16 protein-coding genes are annotated in these 17,475 nt (G+C 71.3%); 13 read left to right on the top strand and 3 right to left on the bottom strand.

Annotation, left to right across the window (positions count from 1 at the left end):
- Positions 1-216 precede the first annotated feature (216 nt).
- The 11 genes from ileS to NR112_RS02360 are packed head-to-tail and all read left to right on the top strand — an operon-like array spanning position 217 to position 12,423.
- The gene (ileS, locus tag NR112_RS02410; protein ID WP_256792382.1) at positions 217-3,501 is read left to right on the top strand and encodes an isoleucine--tRNA ligase; all 3,285 of its coding nucleotides are present in this window, start codon (positions 217-219) and stop codon (positions 3,499-3,501) included.
- On the top strand, positions 3,498-4,100 hold the full coding sequence (locus NR112_RS02405; RefSeq protein ID WP_256792381.1) for a GNAT family N-acetyltransferase: 603 nt from the start codon (positions 3,498-3,500) through the stop codon (positions 4,098-4,100). The genes ileS and NR112_RS02405 overlap by 4 nt, the downstream gene beginning before the upstream one ends.
- Positions 4,097-5,488, top strand: coding sequence for a folylpolyglutamate synthase/dihydrofolate synthase family protein (locus NR112_RS02400; RefSeq protein WP_256792380.1), 1,392 nt, complete (start codon positions 4,097-4,099; stop codon positions 5,486-5,488). The genes NR112_RS02405 and NR112_RS02400 overlap by 4 nt, the downstream gene beginning before the upstream one ends.
- A 36-nt stretch (positions 5,489-5,524) precedes the next feature.
- The gene (locus NR112_RS02395; RefSeq protein WP_256792379.1) at positions 5,525-5,971 is read left to right on the top strand and encodes a ribosomal protein L7/L12; all 447 of its coding nucleotides are present in this window, start codon (positions 5,525-5,527) and stop codon (positions 5,969-5,971) included.
- Between the two features lie 40 nt (positions 5,972-6,011).
- Positions 6,012-6,431 (top strand): DUF4233 domain-containing protein, encoded by a 420-nt coding sequence (locus NR112_RS02390; RefSeq protein WP_256792378.1) that lies wholly within the window; start codon positions 6,012-6,014, stop codon positions 6,429-6,431.
- On the top strand, positions 6,428-6,856 hold the full coding sequence (ndk, locus tag NR112_RS02385) for a nucleoside-diphosphate kinase (RefSeq protein WP_256792377.1): 429 nt from the start codon (positions 6,428-6,430) through the stop codon (positions 6,854-6,856). Before NR112_RS02390 ends, ndk begins: the two co-directional genes overlap by 4 nt.
- An 18-nt stretch (positions 6,857-6,874) precedes the next feature.
- The gene (locus NR112_RS02380; RefSeq protein WP_256792376.1) at positions 6,875-7,909 is read left to right on the top strand and encodes a rod shape-determining protein; all 1,035 of its coding nucleotides are present in this window, start codon (positions 6,875-6,877) and stop codon (positions 7,907-7,909) included.
- Positions 7,910-7,913: 4 nt separating this feature from the next.
- Positions 7,914-8,738, top strand: a complete 825-nt coding sequence (gene mreC, locus NR112_RS02375; protein WP_256792375.1) for a rod shape-determining protein MreC — start codon at positions 7,914-7,916, stop codon at positions 8,736-8,738.
- Complete coding sequence (locus NR112_RS02370) at positions 8,735-9,235, top strand: rod shape-determining protein MreD (RefSeq protein WP_256792374.1); 501 nt, start codon at positions 8,735-8,737, stop codon at positions 9,233-9,235. Before mreC ends, NR112_RS02370 begins: the two co-directional genes overlap by 4 nt.
- Positions 9,232-11,238, top strand: coding sequence for a penicillin-binding protein 2 (locus NR112_RS02365; RefSeq protein ID WP_256792373.1), 2,007 nt, complete (start codon positions 9,232-9,234; stop codon positions 11,236-11,238). Before NR112_RS02370 ends, NR112_RS02365 begins: the two co-directional genes overlap by 4 nt.
- A 48-nt stretch (positions 11,239-11,286) precedes the next feature.
- Positions 11,287-12,423, top strand: a complete 1,137-nt coding sequence (locus tag NR112_RS02360; RefSeq protein ID WP_256792372.1) for an aromatic acid exporter family protein — start codon at positions 11,287-11,289, stop codon at positions 12,421-12,423.
- 148 nt (positions 12,424-12,571) lie between these two features.
- On the opposite strand, the gene mctP is transcribed toward NR112_RS02360, so the two are convergent.
- Together mctP and NR112_RS02350 are read right to left on the bottom strand one after the other, a co-directional pair.
- The gene (gene mctP / locus NR112_RS02355; protein WP_256792371.1) at positions 12,572-14,245 is read right to left on the bottom strand and encodes a monocarboxylate uptake permease MctP; all 1,674 of its coding nucleotides are present in this window, start codon (positions 14,243-14,245) and stop codon (positions 12,572-12,574) included.
- Positions 14,242-14,547, bottom strand: a complete 306-nt coding sequence (locus NR112_RS02350) for a DUF3311 domain-containing protein (protein WP_256792370.1) — start codon at positions 14,545-14,547, stop codon at positions 14,242-14,244. Before NR112_RS02350 ends, mctP begins: the two co-directional genes overlap by 4 nt.
- 175 nt (positions 14,548-14,722) lie before the next feature.
- On the opposite strand from NR112_RS02350, the gene lpdA reads away from it, so the two are divergent.
- Positions 14,723-16,120, top strand: a complete 1,398-nt coding sequence (gene lpdA / locus NR112_RS02345; RefSeq protein WP_256792369.1) for a dihydrolipoyl dehydrogenase — start codon at positions 14,723-14,725, stop codon at positions 16,118-16,120.
- A 22-nt stretch (positions 16,121-16,142) separates the two neighbouring features.
- Positions 16,143-16,934, top strand: a complete 792-nt coding sequence (locus NR112_RS02340) for a hypothetical protein (RefSeq protein ID WP_256792368.1) — start codon at positions 16,143-16,145, stop codon at positions 16,932-16,934.
- Positions 16,935-17,121: 187 nt separating this feature from the next.
- Here NR112_RS02340 and NR112_RS02335 read toward each other — a convergent pair whose 3' ends face one another.
- Positions 17,122-17,277 carry a DUF6131 family protein gene (locus tag NR112_RS02335; protein WP_196805932.1) on the bottom strand — a complete coding sequence of 52 codons (156 nt, stop codon included), beginning with the start codon at positions 17,275-17,277 and terminating at the stop codon, positions 17,122-17,124.
- Between the last annotated feature and the right edge of the window lie 198 nt (positions 17,278-17,475).

The raw sequence follows: 17,475 nt of genomic DNA, 5'->3' as shown, positions 1-17,475 counted from the left end.
CGGAAGAACGGGGCCACCCTCCACAGCGGGTGACCCTCACTAGAACCGGACGGGTGGGCCCGTCACAGCCTTCGACAAGAGCGGTCGTACGCGGTCTGCCCGAGCGGGCGGGAGCGTGCGGCAAGCGGGGTGGTACCGCGGCAGCCTCCGGCAGGAGACGTCGTCCTCGTGGCAGAGACGAGCGACCAACAGACGCGAACGCAGGAGACCACGAGCATGACCTATCCCAAGGTCACCACGAACGACGCCGACCCGTCCTCGACGGGCGCAGTCCCGTCCAACCCACGCTTTCCCGAGATCGAGCAGCGGGTCCTGAAGTACTGGGACGAGGACGGCACGTTCATCGCCTCGGTCGAGGGCCGCGACGCGGGCACCGACGGCTCCAACGAGTTCGTCTTCTACGACGGACCGCCCTTCGCCAACGGCCTGCCGCACTACGGCCACCTGCTCACCGGCTACGTCAAGGACATCGTCCCGCGCTACCAGACGATGCGCGGCAAGCGCGTCGAGCGCCGCTTCGGCTGGGACACCCACGGCCTCCCCGCGGAGCTCGAGGCACAGCGCCAGCTCGGACTCAAGACGAAGCAGGACATCGTCGAGCTCGGCATCGACACGTTCAACGACGCCTGCCGCAGCTCGGTGCTCAAGTACACCGGCGAGTGGCGCGACTACGTGACGCGCCAGGCGCGCTGGGTCGACTTCGACCACGACTACAAGACGCTCGAGCCCTCCTACATGGAGTCGGTCATCTGGGCCTTCAAGCAGCTGCACGACAAGGGCCTCGTCTACGAGGGCTTCCGCGTCCTGCCCTACTGCTGGAACGACCAGACGCCGCTGTCCAACCACGAGCTGCGCATGGACGACGACGTCTACAAGATGCGCCAGGACCCCGCCGTCACCATCGGCCTGCGCCTCGAGACCGGCGAGCTCGCCCTCGTGTGGACGACGACGCCGTGGACGCTGCCCGCCAACCTCGGCATCATGGTCGGCCCCGACATCGACTACGTCGTCGTCGAGTCCGACGTCACGGGCACGACCGAGCGCTACGTCATCGGCGCCGCCCGGCTCGCGGCCTACGCCAAGGACCTCTTCGGGGCCGACGTCGACCTGTCCACGCTCGACGAGCGTGTCGTCGAGCGGCTCACCGGCAGCGACCTGCTCGGCCGCTCGTTCACGCCGCCGTTCTCCTACTACCAGGGGCACGAGCGCGCGCACCACGTCTTCCCCGCGGACTTCGTCACCACGGAGGACGGCACCGGGCTCGTCCACACCGCCGGTGCCTTCGGTGAGGAGGACAAGATCGTCACCGACGCGGCCGGCATCGAGCCCGTCGTCCCCGTGGGCGCCGACGGCCGGTTCCTCTGGCCCGTCACCGACTACGAGGGCATGCACGTCTTCGACGCCAACGCCCACATCATCGACCACCTCAAGGCGGCGACCCGGGGCGAGGGGGAGACCGGCTCGGTGACGGCCGGCACGGTGCTGCTGCGCCGCGAGACCTACGACCACAGCTACCCGCACTGCTGGCGCTGCCGCGAGCCCCTCATCTACATGGCGGTCTCGTCGTGGTTCGTCGAGGTCACGAAGATCAAGGAGCGGATGCTCGAGCTCAACCAGGAGATCGAGTGGACGCCCTCCCACATCAAGGACGGCCAGTTCGGCAAGTGGCTCGCCAACGCCCGCGACTGGTCCATCTCGCGCAACCGCTTCTGGGGCAGCCCGATCCCGGTGTGGAAGTCGGACAACCCCGAGTTCCCGCGCATCGACGTCTACGGCTCGTTCGAGGAGCTCGAGCGTGACTTCGGCGTCGAGGTCACCGACCTGCACCGCCCCTTCATCGACAGCCTGACGCGTCCGAACCCCGACGACCCGTCGGGCCGGTCGACGATGCGCCGCGTCGAGGACGTCCTCGACGTCTGGTTCGACTCCGGCTCGATGAGCTTCGCCCAGGTGCACTACCCGTTCGAGAACGCCGACTGGTTCGAGCACCACTTCCCCGGTGACTTCATCGTCGAGTACATCGGCCAGACGCGCGGCTGGTTCTACACCCTGCACATCCTCGCGACCGCGCTCTTCGACCGACCCGCCTTCAAGACGTGCGTCAGCCACGGCATCGTGCTCGGCTCCGACGGCCAGAAGATGAGCAAGTCGCTGCGCAACTACCCCGACGTGCGCGAGGTCTTCGACCGCGACGGGGCCGACGCGATGCGCTGGTTCCTCATGAGCAGCCCGATCCTGCGCGGCGGCAACCTCGTCGTCACCGAGCAGGGCATCCGGGACGGCGTGCGCCAGGTGATGATCCCGCTGTGGAACGCGTGGTCGTTCTTCTCGCTCTACGCCAACACGGCGCGCGGCGGCGAGGGCTACGAGGCCAAACGCTCGACGAGCTCGTCCGACGTCCTCGACCGCTACCTGCTCGCCAAGCTGCGTGAGTTCGTCGGCGCCATGACCGAGCAGCTCGACGCGTACGAGATCGCGGCGGCGTGCGACACGATGCGCGGCTTCCTCGACGTGCTGACCAACTGGTACATCCGCCGCTCCCGTGACCGCTTCTGGGGCGGCGAGACCGACGAGTCGCTCGCGGCTTTCGACACGCTGTGGACCGCGCTCGAGACCGTCACGCGCGCCACGGCGCCCCTGCTGCCGCTCGTGACCGAGGAGATCTGGCGCGGCCTGACGGGCGAGCGCTCGGTGCACCTCGCCGACTACCCGACCATCGATGACCTGCCGGCCGACCACGAGCTCGTGGTGGCGATGGACCGGGCACGGGAGATCTGCTCGACGGGCTCGAGCCTGCGCAAGGCCCGAGGCCTGCGCGCGCGCCTTCCGCTCGCCGAGCTGACCGTCGTCGCGGCCGAGCCCGCGAGCCTCGAGCCGTTCCGGGCGATCATCCAGGACGAGCTCAACGTCAAGGCGCTGACCCTCGTCGACGTCGCGACGGCGAGCGAGGCCGACTTCGGCGTGAGCCAGCGCCTGACCGTCAACGCGCGCGCCGCCGGCCCTCGCCTGGGCAGGGACGTCCAGCGCGCCATCACGGGCAGCAAGTCGGGTGACTGGACCGTCGACGCCGACGGCGCGGTGACGTCCGGCGGCCTCCCGCTCGCCGAGGGCGAGTACGCCCTCGAGACCGTCGTCGCCGGTGACGCCGACGCGGGAGCCACGGCGATGCTGCCCTCGGGTGGCTTCGTCGTGCTCGACACGACCGTGACGTCCGAACTGGCCTCCGAAGGCCTGGCCCGAGACCTCGTCCGCGCGGTCCAGCAGGCCAGGCGCGACACCGGCCTGCACGTCAGCGACCGCATCAGCCTGACCGTCCAGGGTGGTGCCGAGGTGTTCGAGGCCACGGTGACGCACCGCGACCTCATCGTCGGTGAGACGCTCGCGACGCAGTTCGCCGCGGCCGGACCCGACCACGCCGTGCCCGACGGACTCCCGGGCACGCCGACCGCCGTCGTCGTCGGCGACAACCACCCGGCGACGATCGTCGTGGTCAAGCGATGATCGCCGCGAACCGCGAGGACGAGCTGGAGGCTGCCGACGTGAGCCCGACCCCCGACCCCGACCCGACCGAGTCCGGGACGCGCAGCGACACGCGGTCGACGGACGGGGTCGTCGTGCGCGGCGCCGTCGGCGACGACCTGGCGGGCGTCCTGTCCGTCGGGCACCGCACCTGGCTCGCGACCTACGAGCCGATCGCCGGACCCGAGTACGTCGCCATGGGACTCGCGAAGTGGTGGACGAGCGATGTCGTCACGGACTCCATCCGCAAGGGCCGCACCCTCGTGGCCGTCGAGGGTGACGAGGTCGTCGGGGTCGCGACCTTCGGGCCCCGGGACGAGTCGTGCGTCCTGTGGAAGCTCTACGTGCTGCCCGACCACCACGGGCACGGGATCGGCTCGCGCCTCTTGAAGGCCGTCGTCGAGCAGGCCCGCGAGAACGAGCACCCGCGCATCACCCTGTCCTACCTCGAGGGCAACCATCAGGCGGCGCGCTTCTACGCGCGCCACGGCTTCGTCGAGACGCACCGCGAGGCCCCGGGATCGGGCCTGCCCGAGAGCGTGTGGATGGTCCGCGAGCTAGAGGCGGGGGAGCCGGCGTGAACGGCCGTCCCGACGCCGCTGCCGTCGAGGCCGCGCGCAACCTCGAGGAGATGAAGCGGATGCGCGAGATCGAGGAGGAGATCCTCGCCCGGGCGCCCGAGAACGACGTCGGTCCGTCGCTCGAGCGCATTCGCGCGGTCATGGAGCTCGCCGGCGACCCGCAGCGCACCTACCCATCGATCCACCTCACCGGCACGAACGGCAAGACGTCTACGAGCCGGATGATCGACTCGATCCTGCGCGAGACCGGGCTGTCCACCGGCCGGTTCACCTCGCCCCACCTGCACGACATCCGTGAGCGGATCACGCTGTCGGGCAAGCCGATCCCGCGTGAGAAGTTCATCGCCGCCTACGACGAGGTGACGCCTCTCATCGAGCTCGTCGATGCCCGGTCGCTCGAGTCGGGCGGTCGCCGGATGAACTTCTTCGAGGTGCTCGTCGCCCTCGCCTACGCCGCGTTCGCCGACGCGCCCGTCGACGTCGCGATCATCGAGGTGGGTCTCGGCGGCTCGTGGGACGCCACCAACGTCATCGATGCCCAGGTCGCCGTCGTGACCCCGGTCGACCTCGACCACACCCACCTCCTCGGTGACGACGTCGTCTCCATCGCCGAGGAGAAGAGCGGCATCATCAAGGCCGACTCCGTCACCGTCTCGGGCGTGCAGGACGAGGACGTCGCGCGCGTCCTCATCGACCGTGTCGAGGAGGTGGGCGGAGCCCGGATCGTCTTCGAGGGCAACGACTTCGGGGTCCTGGCGCGCGAGGTGGCGATCGGCGGCCAGCAGGTGTCCGTCCGGGGTCTCGCGGGGGAGTACGCCGACCTCTTCCTCCCGCTCCACGGCGCGCACCAGGCGAGCAACCTCGCCACCGCCGTCGCGGCGGTCGAGTCCTTCCTCGGTGGCGGCGAGCAGCGCATCGAGCCCGAGGTGCTGACCGCGGCCGTCGCGGGCATGACCTCGCCGGGGCGCCTCGAGATCGTCCGACGGTCGCCGACCGTCCTCGTCGACGCGGCCCACAACCCGCACGGTGCTCGCTCGCTCGTGGCCGCACTGGGGGAGGCGTTCTCCTTCACGCGTCTCGTCGGGCTCGTCGGCATCGTCGCCGACAAGGACGCCGCCGGGATGCTCGAGGTGCTCGAGCCGGCACTCGACCACATCGTCGTCACCCGCAGCTCCTCACCGCGCGCGATGCGGCCCGAGGCCCTCGGCGCGCTCGCCGTGGAGCTCTTCGGCGAGTCCCGGGTCACGGTGGTCCGCGACCTGCCGGACGCCCTCGAGCAGGCCGTGACGATCGCCGAGTCCGAGGGCATGGGCGGGGGTGTCGTCGCCACCGGGTCGGTCATCACCGCGGGCGAGGTCCGGATGCTCCTCGGCCACACCGACCTCTGACCCGACCGCCCCTCGACCCCGACCTAGGCTGGCCCCATGCACCCCTTGGTGAAGCTCGTCCTCATCGTCATCATCGTCGTCCTCGCGATCGTCGTCTGGGGACGAATCATGGGACGCAAGGACCCCGACCGGGAGCTCGTCGGCCTGACCGACACGGTCCGCGCCAAGGTGAGCCGCGAGATCAGCGCCGGTCACAAGATCAACGCCATCAAGATCTACCGCGAGGCGACCGGGGCACCGCTCGCCGACGCCAAGCGGGCGGTCGACAGCTGGTTCGTCCCGGGCCAGGGACCGGGCGTGCGCGACGCTGCGGCCTCCTACACCGACGGCCGGCTCACCGACGAGGCCCGGTCGCGCATCAGCGAGCTCATCCTCGCCGGTCGCCGCGAGGACGCGATGAGCCTCTACGCCGAGGCGACGGGGGCGAGCGGGGCCGAGGCCCAGGCCATCATCCGCACCTGGGACACCACCCAGAACTACTGAGCCCACCGGCCACGAGACCCACGAGGCGAGACCCACTCCGATGCGTTCGATCATCTTCTACGGCCGGACCGGCAGGTTCACCTTCCGCATGCTCGCGACGGTGCTCGGCGGCCAGGCCATCTGCATCCTGCTCGGTGCCCTCGTGGCTCGGGCGATCGCGGCCACCGACGAGGGGAGCGGACCGAGCACGGCCTACCTCGTCGTCGGCCTCGGGCTCGGCGCGCTGAGCATCGTCGCCGCCGGGCTCATGCGGCGACCGTGGGGCGTGACGCTCGGCTGGGTCGTCCAGGCGCTGACCCTGCTCAGCGCCATCGTCGTGCCGATGATGCTCATCGTCGGACTCTTCTTCCTCGCGCTCTGGGTCACCTGTCTCGTCAAGGGCACCCAGGTCGACGCCGTCATGGCCCGTCGTGAAGCGGCCGCGGCCGACGGCGAGGCGGCCGATAGGGTGGACGGGTGACCACCGAACGTTCCCTCGTCCTCGTCAAGCCCGACGGTTTCCAGCGCGGCCTCACCGGTGAGGTGCTGCGTCGCATCGAGGGGAAGGGCTACCGACTGGTCGCCCTCTCCGTGCTGACGCCGACCCGCGAGCAGCTCACGGCGCACTACGCGGAGCACGAGGGCAAGCCCTTCTACGAGCCGCTCGTCGAGTTCATGAGCTCGGGTGCCGTCACGGCGGCCGTCGTCGAGGGCCAGGACTGCGTCAAGGGCTTCCGCAACCTCGCCGGCGCCACCAACCCGACGGAGGCCGCACCCGGCACGATCCGCGGTGACCTCGGCCGCGACTGGGGCACCAAGGTGCAGCAGAACATCGTGCACGGATCCGACTCCCACGAGTCCGCCACACGCGAGATCGGCATCTGGTTCCCCGATCTCGAGGGCTGATCGGGGCACAATCGCGGCATGACCTCCCGACCGTGGCTGCGCCCCCTGGGGCGTGACCTCGCGATTGACCTCGGCACCGCCAACACCCTGATCCACGTCCGGGGTCGCGGGGTCGTCGTCGAGGAGCCCTCGGTCGTGGCGGTGGAGGTGGGCACCGGTCGGCTCGTCGCCGCCGGCACCCGGGCCAAGGAGATGCTCGGCCGCGCGCCGGGCACCATCCGGGCGGTCCGGCCGCTGCGGGACGGCGTCGTCTCGGACGCCGACGAGACCGAGCGCATGCTGCGATGGTTCATCGACCAGGTGCGCACCTCGCGACTCGTCCGTCCCCGCATGGTGCTCTGCGTGCCGAGCGACGTGACCGGTGTCGAGCGCCGGGCCCTCGAGGACGCCGCAACCCGGTGCGGCGCTCGCCGCGTCTACATGATCGAGGAGCCGATGGCGGCCGCCATCGGTGCCGGCCTGCCCGTCTACGAGACGGCCGCGAGCATGGTCGTCGACATCGGCGGGGGCACGACCGACGTCGCCGTCATCAGCCTCGGCGGCATCGTCACGTCGAACTCGCTGCGGATCGCCGGTGACGAGATCGACGAGGCTCTCATCGGCTACGTCAAGAGCGAGTACTCCCTCCTGCTGGGTGAGCGCAGCGCGGAGGACATCAAGGTCGCCGTCGGGTCGGTCTTCCCGTTGCGGGAGGAGCTGACGACGCGCCTGCGCGGACGCGACCTCGTGACCGGCCTGCCCAAGACGGTGCAGGTGAGCTCGGTCGAGGTGCGCCGGGCCATCGAGACGCCGGTCCTGCAGATCATCGAGCTCGTCCGCGCGACCCTCGACGTGTGCCCACCCGAGCTCGCCGGCGACATCCTCGAGCGCGGCATCACGCTGACCGGCGGAGGCGCGCTGCTGCGCGGCCTCGACGAGCGGATGCGCCACGAGCTCGGCGTGCCGGTCCAGGTCGCCGACGACCCGCTCCGAGCCGTGGCCCGCGGCGCCGGCCGCTGTGTCGACGAGTTCGCCGGTCTCGAACGCGTCCTCGTCGGGGACCACCGCCTCTAGTCGCATGCAGCCGACCGTCCGCCGCCGTCTCCTCGTCGTCCTCGCCTCGCTCACCGTCGCCCTGCTCGTCGCCGACCTCGCCCACCTGACGGTCGCCGACGGGGTGCGCCGGGCGGGCGGGCTCGTGCTGGGACCCGTCCAACGTGCCCTCGCCGGGGCCCCGCGGGACGACCTCGCCGCCCTCGAGAGCGAGAACGTCCGCCTGCGTGCCGTGGCCGCCGAGCAGCAGCACCGCCTCGACGAGCTCGGACGGCTCGACGAGCTGCTGGGCGGGGGCGCCACGACGGGGCGCACCCTCCTCCCGGCCCGCGTCGTCGCCACCGACGTCAGCGCCCTCGGCGGTCGGAGCGTGACGATCGACGTCGGCTCCCGGGACGGCGTCCGGACGGACTCGACGGTCGTGGCCGCGGACGGTCTCGTCGGTCGCGTCGTGTCCGTGTCGCCGTGGACGAGCGACGTGCAGGTGCTCGGCAGCGCCGCGTCGGTCGTGGCGGTGCGCGTCGGGCCCGCCGGCACGCTCGGCACGGTCTCGCCGCCGGCGCCCGGGGACTCGGAGTCCCGTCCCCGCGGCTCGCTGCGGCTCGTGGGCATCGCGCCGTCCACGCCCGTCGTCGGGGACGTCGTGCGCACCCTCGGCAGCGTTGACGAGACGCCGTATGCCGCCGGGATCGTCGTCGGCACCGTGACCGCCGTCGACCCCGATCGGGGCCAGCTGGCACGGGGTGCCACGGTCCGGCCGAGCGTCGACCCCGACGCGATCGACGTCGTCGCCGTCCTCGTCCCCGCCGCGCGCTCGACCCCGCGCACGCCGACGGGCGCCCGACGATGAGGCCGTCGCTGCTGGGACTGCTGCGGACGGCATACGTCCTCGTGGCGGCGCTCGTCGTCGCGACGCTGCTACCGCGACTCGGTGCAGAGCCCCGGTGGGTGCCCGACCTCGTCCTCGTCGGGGTCGTGGCGACCGCCGTGCTCCGCGGTCCGGTGCACGGTGCCCTCGTGGGGCTGCTGGCCGGGTGGGTCGTCGAGCTCGTGCCACCCGTCGGCAGCCCGCTCGGGCTGACTCCGCTCGTCATGATGCTCGCGGGGCTCGTCGCGGGTTTGTTCCGCAGGTCGTCCTCGCGCTCGCCGCTGCGTGCCCCCGCGGCGCTGCTCGCCGCTGCTGCGGTCGTCCTCGTCGGACGCCTCGGCTCGGCCGTGCTCTCCGAGGGCAGCGTGGAGCTGACCGACGGGCTGTGGCGGCTGCTCGTGACGGTGCTCGTCGGCGGTCTGCTGCTGCCGGCCCTCCTCGCCCTCGACCGGGCCCTCGTGCGTCGGAGGCTCGGGTGAGGCGCGGCCCGCGCCGTCGGGTCGGCGTCGCTGGTGTCGTTCTCGTCCTGCTCGTCACGCTCTTCGGGCTGCTGCTCGGCCGTCTGGGACAGCTCCAGCTCGTCGACGGGCCAGAGCTCGCCCGTGCTGCGGTCACGGTCAACACGCGGACCGTCACCGAGCACGCCCTGCGCGGCCGGATCCTCGACCGCACCGGAATGCCCTTCGTCGACAACACCTTCGACACCGTCGTCACGGTGCAACGCTCGGTGCTCGTCGGGGCGGACGACGGAGGCCGCGACCTGGTGACCCGTCTCGCGACCGCCGTGGGGCAGCCGTTCGAGCGCCTGTGGGGCAAGACGATGCTGTGCGGCACTGCGGGGGCGCCGCCGGCACCCGCGTGCTTCAACGGGTCGCCCTACGTGCCGATCCCCGTCGCGACGAGCGTCGACGCGCGCCGGGCGCTCACGCTGCTCGAGCAGCCCGAGAAGTACCCCGGCGTCGGCGTCACGACCGAGCCCGCGCGGGCCTACCCCCGGCCCGACGGAGCCCTCGCCACCCACCTGCTCGGCTGGGTCGCCCGAGCCGGCGCCGATGACGTGGCCGGGAGCGGCGGACGCATCGATGCCGAGGACGTCGTCGGGCGCTCCGGACTCGAGGCCCAGTACGACGGGGTGCTGCGCGGCACGAACGGGAGCACCGTCGTCGCGATCGATCCCCGTGGCATCGTCACCGACACCGTCAGCTCGACCGCCCCGGTTGCCGGACGCGACGTCGTGACCCACCTCGACGCCCGGCTGCAGGCCCGCACCGAGACCGCGCTCGTGCGAGCGGTCGCATCGGCCCGGGCGCAGCAGCTGCGCGCCGACACGGCGGCCGCGGTCGTGCTCGACGTGACGAACGGTGCCGTGGTCGCGGCAGCCAGCTACCCGTCCTACGACCCTGCCGTCTTCACCGGCGGCATCAGCACGACCGAGCTCGCCCGTCTCACCGACGAGCGGGCCGGCACGCCACTGCGCTCCCGGCTGACCGCCGAAACGTTCCCACCGGCGTCGACCTTCAAGGTCATCTCGGTGCCCGCCGCCGTCAACTCCGGGGCCCGGCTCGACGGCACGTACGACTGCTCGCCCAACGTCTCCGTCGGCGGTCGGCTCTTCAACAACTTCGAGTCGCGGGGCTACGGCCCCATCGACCTCCACCGCGCCCTCGTCGTCTCGTGCGACACCGTCTTCTACCGCCTCGCGTATGCCGCGTGGCTCGAGCAGGGCGGCCTCGCGGCGCCGGTCAGCGCCGCCGACCCGTTCGTCACGATGGCGAAGGCCTTCGGACTCGGGCGGCGCACCGGCGTGGACGTGCCGGGCGAGGCGGCTGGACGGGTCCCCGACCGAGCCTGGAAGGAGCAGTACTGGCTCGCGACGAAGAGCGAGACGTGCCGCCGGGCGAGCACCGGCTATCCAGAGATCGCCCGCACCGACCGGGCGCGTGCCGACTACCTCAAGCGGCTCGCCACCGAGAACTGCTCGGCCGGCTACCAGTACCGTGCCGGCGACGCCGTGAACTTCTCCATCGGGCAAGGCGACACGGCCGTGACGATCCTCCAGATGGCGGGGGTCTACGCCGCGATCGCCAACGGTGGCACCCTGTGGCAGCCCCAGGTGGCGGCCGGCTACCGCACGGCCGCCGGGGCGACGACGGTGATCGCGCCGAAGCGCGTGGCCACGGTGCCCCTGCGACGCGACGTACTGGCATACGTCCGCTCAGCCCTGGGCGACGTGACCCGACCGGGCGGCTCGGCGGGCACGGCCTTCACGGGCTTCCCGCAGGACCGCTACCCGCTCGCGGGCAAGACGGGGACGTGTGAGGTCTTCGGCAAGCAGGCCACCGCCTGGTTCGCCGGTTACGGACCGACGACGAAGCCGAAGTATGCCGTCGTGGTCGTCGTCGGCCAGGGTGGCTCCGGCTCGAAGGTGGCCGCCCCTGCCGTGCGACACATCTTCGATGCGATCCTTGCCCTGGGGCTCTAGCCCCCTCCTGGTGGCACCCGCCGCAGGGACCGACCGAGAGGCGCGTTCGTGGACGACTACCTGAGGAGCGACGCCCCGGTCGTCGAGGCGCTCGACCGGGCCTGGGACCGGAGCCGGCTCAGCGTCCGCACCCGGTTCGAGCGGCTGCGCTCCAGGGTCTTCCTCCTCGTCCAGTGCGCCGTCTCGGCGGGCGTGGCGTGGTGGCTCGCGACCGACGTCTTCGGCCACAGGTCCCCCTTCTTCGCGCCCATCGTCGCCGTCGTCTGCCTCGGCATGTCCTACGGTCAGCGGCTGCGCCGGGTCTTCGAGGTCGCGATCGGCGTGGCCGTCGGGGTCTTCACGGCCGACGTCTTCGTGCACGTGGCCGGGAGCGGGCCGTGGCAGATCGCCGCCGTGGTGCTCGTGTCGATGGCGATCGCCACCCTGCTCGACGGCGGCCCGGTCATCGTCACCCAGTCGGCCGTCCAGGGCATCGTCATCGCGGCCCTCGTCGCGAGCCCGGGCCAGGCCTTCGGCCGGTGGACCGACGCGCTCATCGGCGGCGGCATCGCCCTCGTCGCGGCGACGGTCGTGCCCCAGGCGCCGCTGCGGCGCCCCCGGGTCGCGGCGGCCGAGGCCGTCCGCAAGATCGGTGAGCTGCTCCGGCGGGCGGCCGCGAGCGCGCACGACGGCGACGTCGAGGGGGCGGCCGAGGTGCTGGCCTCGGCCCGAGGCACCGAATCGCTGCTGCGCGAGCTGCGGCAGGCCGCCGACGAGGGCCTGTCGGTCATCAGCTCGTCGCCCTTCAAGCGTCACCACGCGGCCGGCGTGCGCAAGATGGTCGACCTCGTCGAGCCGCTCGACCGCGCGGTGCGGAGCACGCGCGTGCTCGTGCGCCGCGTCACGGTCGCCGTCGGGCGGGGGGAGCAGCTGCCGCCCGGCTACGAGACCCTGCTGCTCGAGCTCGCGTCGGCGACGGACGTCATCGGACGGGCCCTGTCCGAGAACGCCTCACCCGAGATCGGCCGGTCTGCCCTGCTGGCGGTGGCCGCGGCGACGGGGGAGGTGCCGCGCACGCCGAGCCTTGCCACGGAGACGGTGCTCGCCCAGGTCCGCTCCACCGTCGTCGACCTGCTCCAGGTCACCGGTCTCGACGTCGACGAGGCCATCGCCGCGCTCCCGCCCGAGCGCCCCCGCGACGCCTGACCGACACCCCGTCGAGCGAGCGCTCCGTCCTACTGGCGTGAGCGCCCCGCCCCGCTCGTCTGGGGCCGGGCGCTCACCCGACGGTGGGAGATGCGCGCAGGGCCGGGTCATGGCTGACCCGGCCCTGCGGCACACGTGCCCCGACGCGTCAGGCGGACGGCGTCAGCTCGTGCGGACCGACCTCGATCTTCTCGACCTTGGGGTCACCGGCGTCGGCGAAGTAGTCGGCGGGGATCGTCTCGTCCTTGCCCTCGGGCGCCTTCATGGCGCGCAGGACGAGGGTCAGCACCGCGGCCACGACGACGTTGAACGCGAAGGCCGTCACCGCGATGTAGCCGAGCTGGCCGACCACCGGCATGTTGGCCACGGACCCCGCGAAGGGCGCCCCGGTCGCCTTGTTCGTCACGTTGTAGGCAGCGAGGGTGCCGTAGACCATGCCGACCGCCCAGCCGGCGAGCAGCGCCCACCGGTGGAACCACCGCGTGTAGAGGTAGAACACCAGCGCCGGAAACGTCTGGAGGATCCAGATGCCGCCGAGGAGCTGGAAGTTGATCGCGTTGCTCTTGTCGAGCGTCAGCACGAAGATCAGCGCGAACGCCTTGACGACCAGCGAGGTGAGCTTGCTGACCTTGGCCTCCTGCTGCACCGTCGCGTCGGGCTTGAGCCACGCCTTGTAGATGTTGCGCGTGAAGGTGTTGGCCGCCGCGATCGACATGATCGCCGCCGGCACGAGCGCACCGATGGCGATGGCGGCGAAGGCGACTCCGGCGAACCACGCCGGGAACATGTCCTCGAAGAGCTGCGGAATGACGAGCTGGCCGTTGACCTTGCCGTCGAGGCCGACGGGCTTGGTGCCGGCGGCGATCGCGACCCAGCCCAGCAGGGCCAGCAGGCCGAGGAGGAAGGAGTAGGCCGGGAGGATCGCGGCGTTCTTGCGGATCGTGTTGCGGCCCTTGGCCGACAGCGTCGCCGTGACCGAGTGGGGATACATGAACAGCGCCATCGCCGAGCCGAGGGCGAGGGTCGCGTAGGCCCAGTAGGCCTTCGGCCCGGGGATGAAGACGTTGGGGTTGCCCGTCGCCGGGTTGGTCGTCGTCGTCATCTTGTGCTCGGCCGCGTCGAAGACGTGACCCCAGCCGCCCACCTTCGAGGGCAGGTAGATCACGGCGACGATGATGACGATGTAGATGAGGATGTCCTTGACGAAGGCGATGAGCGCCGGCGCCCGCAGTCCAGAGGTGTAGGTGTAGAGCGCGAGGACGAGGAACGCGATGAAGAGCGGCAGGTCCTTGGCGATCCAGTTGCCGCCACTGCCGACGCCGGCGACCTCGAGTACGGCTTGGATGCCGACGAGCTGCAGCGCGATGTAGGGCATCGTCGCCAGGAAGCCCGTGACCGCGACGGCCAGGGACAGGCCCCGCGAGCCGGACCGCCCGTGGACGAAGTCAGCCGGCGTCACGTAGCCGTGACGGTGCGAGACCGACCACAGGCGCGACATGAAGATGAAGATGATGGGGTAGAGGATGATCGTGTAGGGCACGGCGAAGAAGCCGTTGACGGCCCCGAAGGCCCACATCGCGGCGGGCACCGCAACGAAGGTGTAGGCCGTGTAGAGGTCGCCGCCGAGCAGGAACCACGTGACCCACGTGCCGAACGAGCGCCCGCCGAGGCCCCATTCCTCCAGGCTCTCCATGCTCTCCGGACGGCGCCAGCGGGCGGCCCAGAAGCCGGCCCCCGCGACGACGACGAAGAAGAAGATGAGGACGGCGAGCGCGACGCCGTTGACGCCGCCGGTGTCGGCGGCCGGTGCGACGGCGGTCATCGGGGGCCGTCCTTTCGGGACGCGTCGTCATCGACGAAGGCATCGCCCTCGGGGTTCATCGGCACGTGCGGACGTGCCTTGAGCACGATCCGGTAGGCCGTGTAGGTGAGCACGGAGCAGATGACCACCCAGAGGAACTGGTACCAGATGAAGAACGGGAAGCCGGCGAGACGCGGCTCGTCCTTCGCGTAGGTGCCCACGAGCATCAGGGCGACGATGGGGATGGCGAGCAGCACGCCGGCAAGGGCGAGCAGGCCCTTGTTCGCCGGTGGCGCCTCGTGGCGATGCGGAGTGGTGCTCACGCGGATGACCTCCGTTGGTCGGGCCGGACGGATTCGGCCGTGCGTGGCGGAAACTTACTCTTGCGAGTACCCGCGATGTGGTCTGCGACACAGCAAAACGTTCACTTCTGCGCAGATCGTGATGTGCGGGCGGGCACCGTCTCGGAGCGATCCCGCTCACGGATAGGCTGTCGCCATGGCTGATTTCGATGTCGTTGTGCTCGGTGCCGGTCCTGGTGGCTACGTCGCGGCGATCCGCGCGTCCCAGCTCGGCAAGAAGGTCGCCGTCGTGGAGAAGCAGTACTGGGGCGGCGTCTGCCTCAACGTCGGCTGCATCCCGAGCAAGGCCCTGCTCAAGAACGCCGAGCTCGCGCACACGCTGACCCACGAGAAGGCGAAGTACGGCATCGAGGGCGACGCCACGATGAGCTTCGGCCCGACGCACGCCCGCAGCCGCAAGGTCTCGGAGGGCATCGTCCGGGGCGTCCACTTCCTCATGAAGAAGAACAAGATCGAGGAGATCGACGGCTGGGGCACCCTGACGTCGGCGTCCTCCATGGACGTCGCCCTCCACTCCGGCGAGAAGCGCTCGATCACCTTCGACAACCTCATCCTCGCGACCGGCTCGGTCACCCGCATGATCCCCGGCGTCGAGGTGAGCAAGAACGTCGTCACCTACGAGGAGCAGATCCTCGACCCCGAGCTGCCCGGCTCGATCATCATCGCGGGGTCCGGCGCCATCGGCGTCGAGTTCGCCTACGTCATGAAGAACTTCGGCGTCGACGTCACGATCGTCGAGTTCCTCGACCGCATGGTCCCCACCGAGGACGCCGACGTCTCCAAGGAGCTGCTCAAGCACTACAAGAAGCTCGGCGTGAAGGTCATGCTGGGCACCAAGGTCGAGTCCGTCGAGGACACCGGCTCCGGCGTCAAGGTCACGGTCAGCCCGGCGGCCGGCGGCGACCAGCAGGTCCTCGAGGCCGACCGCCTGCTGTCGGCCATCGGCTTCGCGCCGCGCACCGAGGGCTTCGGCCTCGAGGCGACGGGCGTCGAGCTCACCGAGCGCGGCGCCATCGCCATCGACGAGTACGGCCGCACCAACGTCCCCAACGTCTACGCGATCGGTGACGTGACGGCCAAGCTCATGCTCGCCCACGTGGCCGAGGCCATGGGCATCGTCGCCGCCGAGACGATCGCCGGCGTCGAGACGATGGCCATCGACTTCGCCTTCATCCCGCGGGCGACCTACTGCCAGCCGCAGATCGGCTCGATGGGTCTCTCGGAGGCACAGGCCAAGGAGGCCGGCCACGACGTCAAGACGGCCACGTTCCCCTTCTCTGCCAACGGCAAGGCGATGGGCCTCGGCGAGCCCGTCGGCTTCGTCAAGGTCATCGCCGACGCGGAGCACAACGAGATCCTCGGCGCCGCGATGATCGGCCCCGACGTCACCGAGCTGCTCCCGGTCCTCAACCTCGCGCAGACGTGGGACCTCACCGCGGACGAGGTGTCGCGCACGGTCTTCGCGCACCCGACGCTCGGCGAGGCCGTCAAGGAGGCCGTCCACGGCATCGCCGGCCACATGATCAACTTCTGAGCATCGCTCGGACAGGGGGCGTATGCCGTCCCGCCTGCTCGCGAGGGCACTCCCGTTCGTCGGGGGTGCCCTCGCGCTCTGTCTCGGGACGGCTGCCTGCACGACTGATCAGCCTCGGCCGCAAGGCAGCCCGACCGGCCCGTGGGTCGGCACCGCACCGGGGGTCCAGCTGGGCGACCCCGCCGTGGGGACACCGGCGCCCGGCGGCGACATGACCGCCGTCCCGGAGGACTCGTCCTGCGCTGCCGGGACCGAGCGCGGGGCCGGTCTGCCGGTACGGCCCGCCGACCTGTGGCCTGGTGCCTCCGCCACGGGCGGACGGGCGACCGAGGTGCGGGCCCGCCCCGGCGTGCCCTGCCCCGCGGAGCCGGCGCCGGAGCCCGACTGCGGCCTGCCCGTCTTCGCGTGGTCGAGCTCGACGAACGAGGAGCTGCTCGGGTGGACCGGTGCCGAGCGGGTGCTGTCGGGTTTCGCCGGTGCCCGGGTGGCTGCATCCTCCGACGCCGGCACGGGCTCGCTCTCGGTCGGCTACGTGAGCTTGCGCTTCCGCGAGGATGACTCACGCCTCGCCGTGACCCGAGCGCACGTCGAGGACGCGATGCGCCGATGCGGCGGCGGCCGGCCCGGCACGCTCGGCGGCGTCTCCGGCTTCGTCGCGAGCCAGGAGAGCCTCGTCGGCGCCGATCCCGTCCGCACCCTGCTCGTCGCGGGGCCGGACCGGCTCGTCTGGGTGGCCCTCGACGGGGGTGCGTGGTCGGCCACGAGCACCGAGCGGGCGGTCCACCTCACGCTCCAGCGGCTGCGGACGTCCTGAACGCCGCCGGACGTCCTGAACGCCGCCGGACGTCCTGAACGCCGCCGGACGCGTGGGGTCGTGGGGTGCCGGCCGGGGCGGACGGCATACGACCGGGCCGCCCGCACACGTCGGAGCCGGCCGGGGACGCAGGACGCCCCCGCGGAAGTCCGCGGGGGCGTCTGGTTCCAGCTGGTGGCGAGACCGATCAGTACCAGTGCTTCCGGCCACCGATGGCGCGACCCGAAGCGCCGAGGATGAAGAGCACCGCGCCCACGACGACAAGAATGATGCCGATCGTGGTCAGGATGCTGATCTTGGCGAAGATGCCAATGAGCAGCAGGATGAGTCCGAGAACGATCATGGTGTCGCTTTTCTCCTTCAAGAGGGTTTCCCCGAGCATCCTCTGTCGTACCCGCGGGCCCGGCCCACCCAACACGGCGACGGTCACGAAACGGTCACGCGCTCCGGCAGGCCGTGCGGCCCACCCTCCGCGGCTCGATTAGGGCGGCAGGAACCCCGCTGTTACGCTTGGAGACGCCGTCGAACGGCCGCGGATTCG

Source organism: Terrabacter sp. Ter38 (genome assembly GCF_024519435.1).
Lineage (GTDB): Bacteria > Actinomycetota > Actinomycetes > Actinomycetales > Dermatophilaceae > Terrabacter.
The sequence above is the reverse complement of the archived record's forward strand: the minus strand, read 5'-3'. Positions and strand labels throughout refer to the sequence as shown.

What these genes read in the sequence shown, in the direction of transcription:
- lpdA (WP_256792369.1), top strand. Translation starts at nt 14,723, where the DNA reads ATGGCTGATTTCGATGTCGTTGTGCTCGGTGCCGGTCCTGGTGGCTAC.
- NR112_RS02395 (WP_256792379.1), top strand. Translation starts at nt 5,525, where the DNA reads ATGCACCCCTTGGTGAAGCTCGTCCTCATCGTCATCATCGTCGTCCTC.
- mctP (WP_256792371.1), bottom strand. Translation starts at nt 14,245, where the DNA reads ATGACCGCCGTCGCACCGGCCGCCGACACCGGCGGCGTCAACGGCGTC.
- mreC (WP_256792375.1), top strand. Translation starts at nt 7,914, where the DNA reads ATGCAGCCGACCGTCCGCCGCCGTCTCCTCGTCGTCCTCGCCTCGCTC.
- ileS (WP_256792382.1), top strand. Translation starts at nt 217, where the DNA reads ATGACCTATCCCAAGGTCACCACGAACGACGCCGACCCGTCCTCGACG.
- NR112_RS02340 (WP_256792368.1), top strand. Translation starts at nt 16,143, where the DNA reads ATGCCGTCCCGCCTGCTCGCGAGGGCACTCCCGTTCGTCGGGGGTGCC.
- NR112_RS02390 (WP_256792378.1), top strand. Translation starts at nt 6,012, where the DNA reads ATGCGTTCGATCATCTTCTACGGCCGGACCGGCAGGTTCACCTTCCGC.
- NR112_RS02380 (WP_256792376.1), top strand. Translation starts at nt 6,875, where the DNA reads ATGACCTCCCGACCGTGGCTGCGCCCCCTGGGGCGTGACCTCGCGATT.
- NR112_RS02370 (WP_256792374.1), top strand. Translation starts at nt 8,735, where the DNA reads ATGAGGCCGTCGCTGCTGGGACTGCTGCGGACGGCATACGTCCTCGTG.
- NR112_RS02335 (WP_196805932.1), bottom strand. Translation starts at nt 17,277, where the DNA reads ATGATCGTTCTCGGACTCATCCTGCTGCTCATTGGCATCTTCGCCAAG.
- NR112_RS02405 (WP_256792381.1), top strand. Translation starts at nt 3,498, where the DNA reads ATGATCGCCGCGAACCGCGAGGACGAGCTGGAGGCTGCCGACGTGAGC.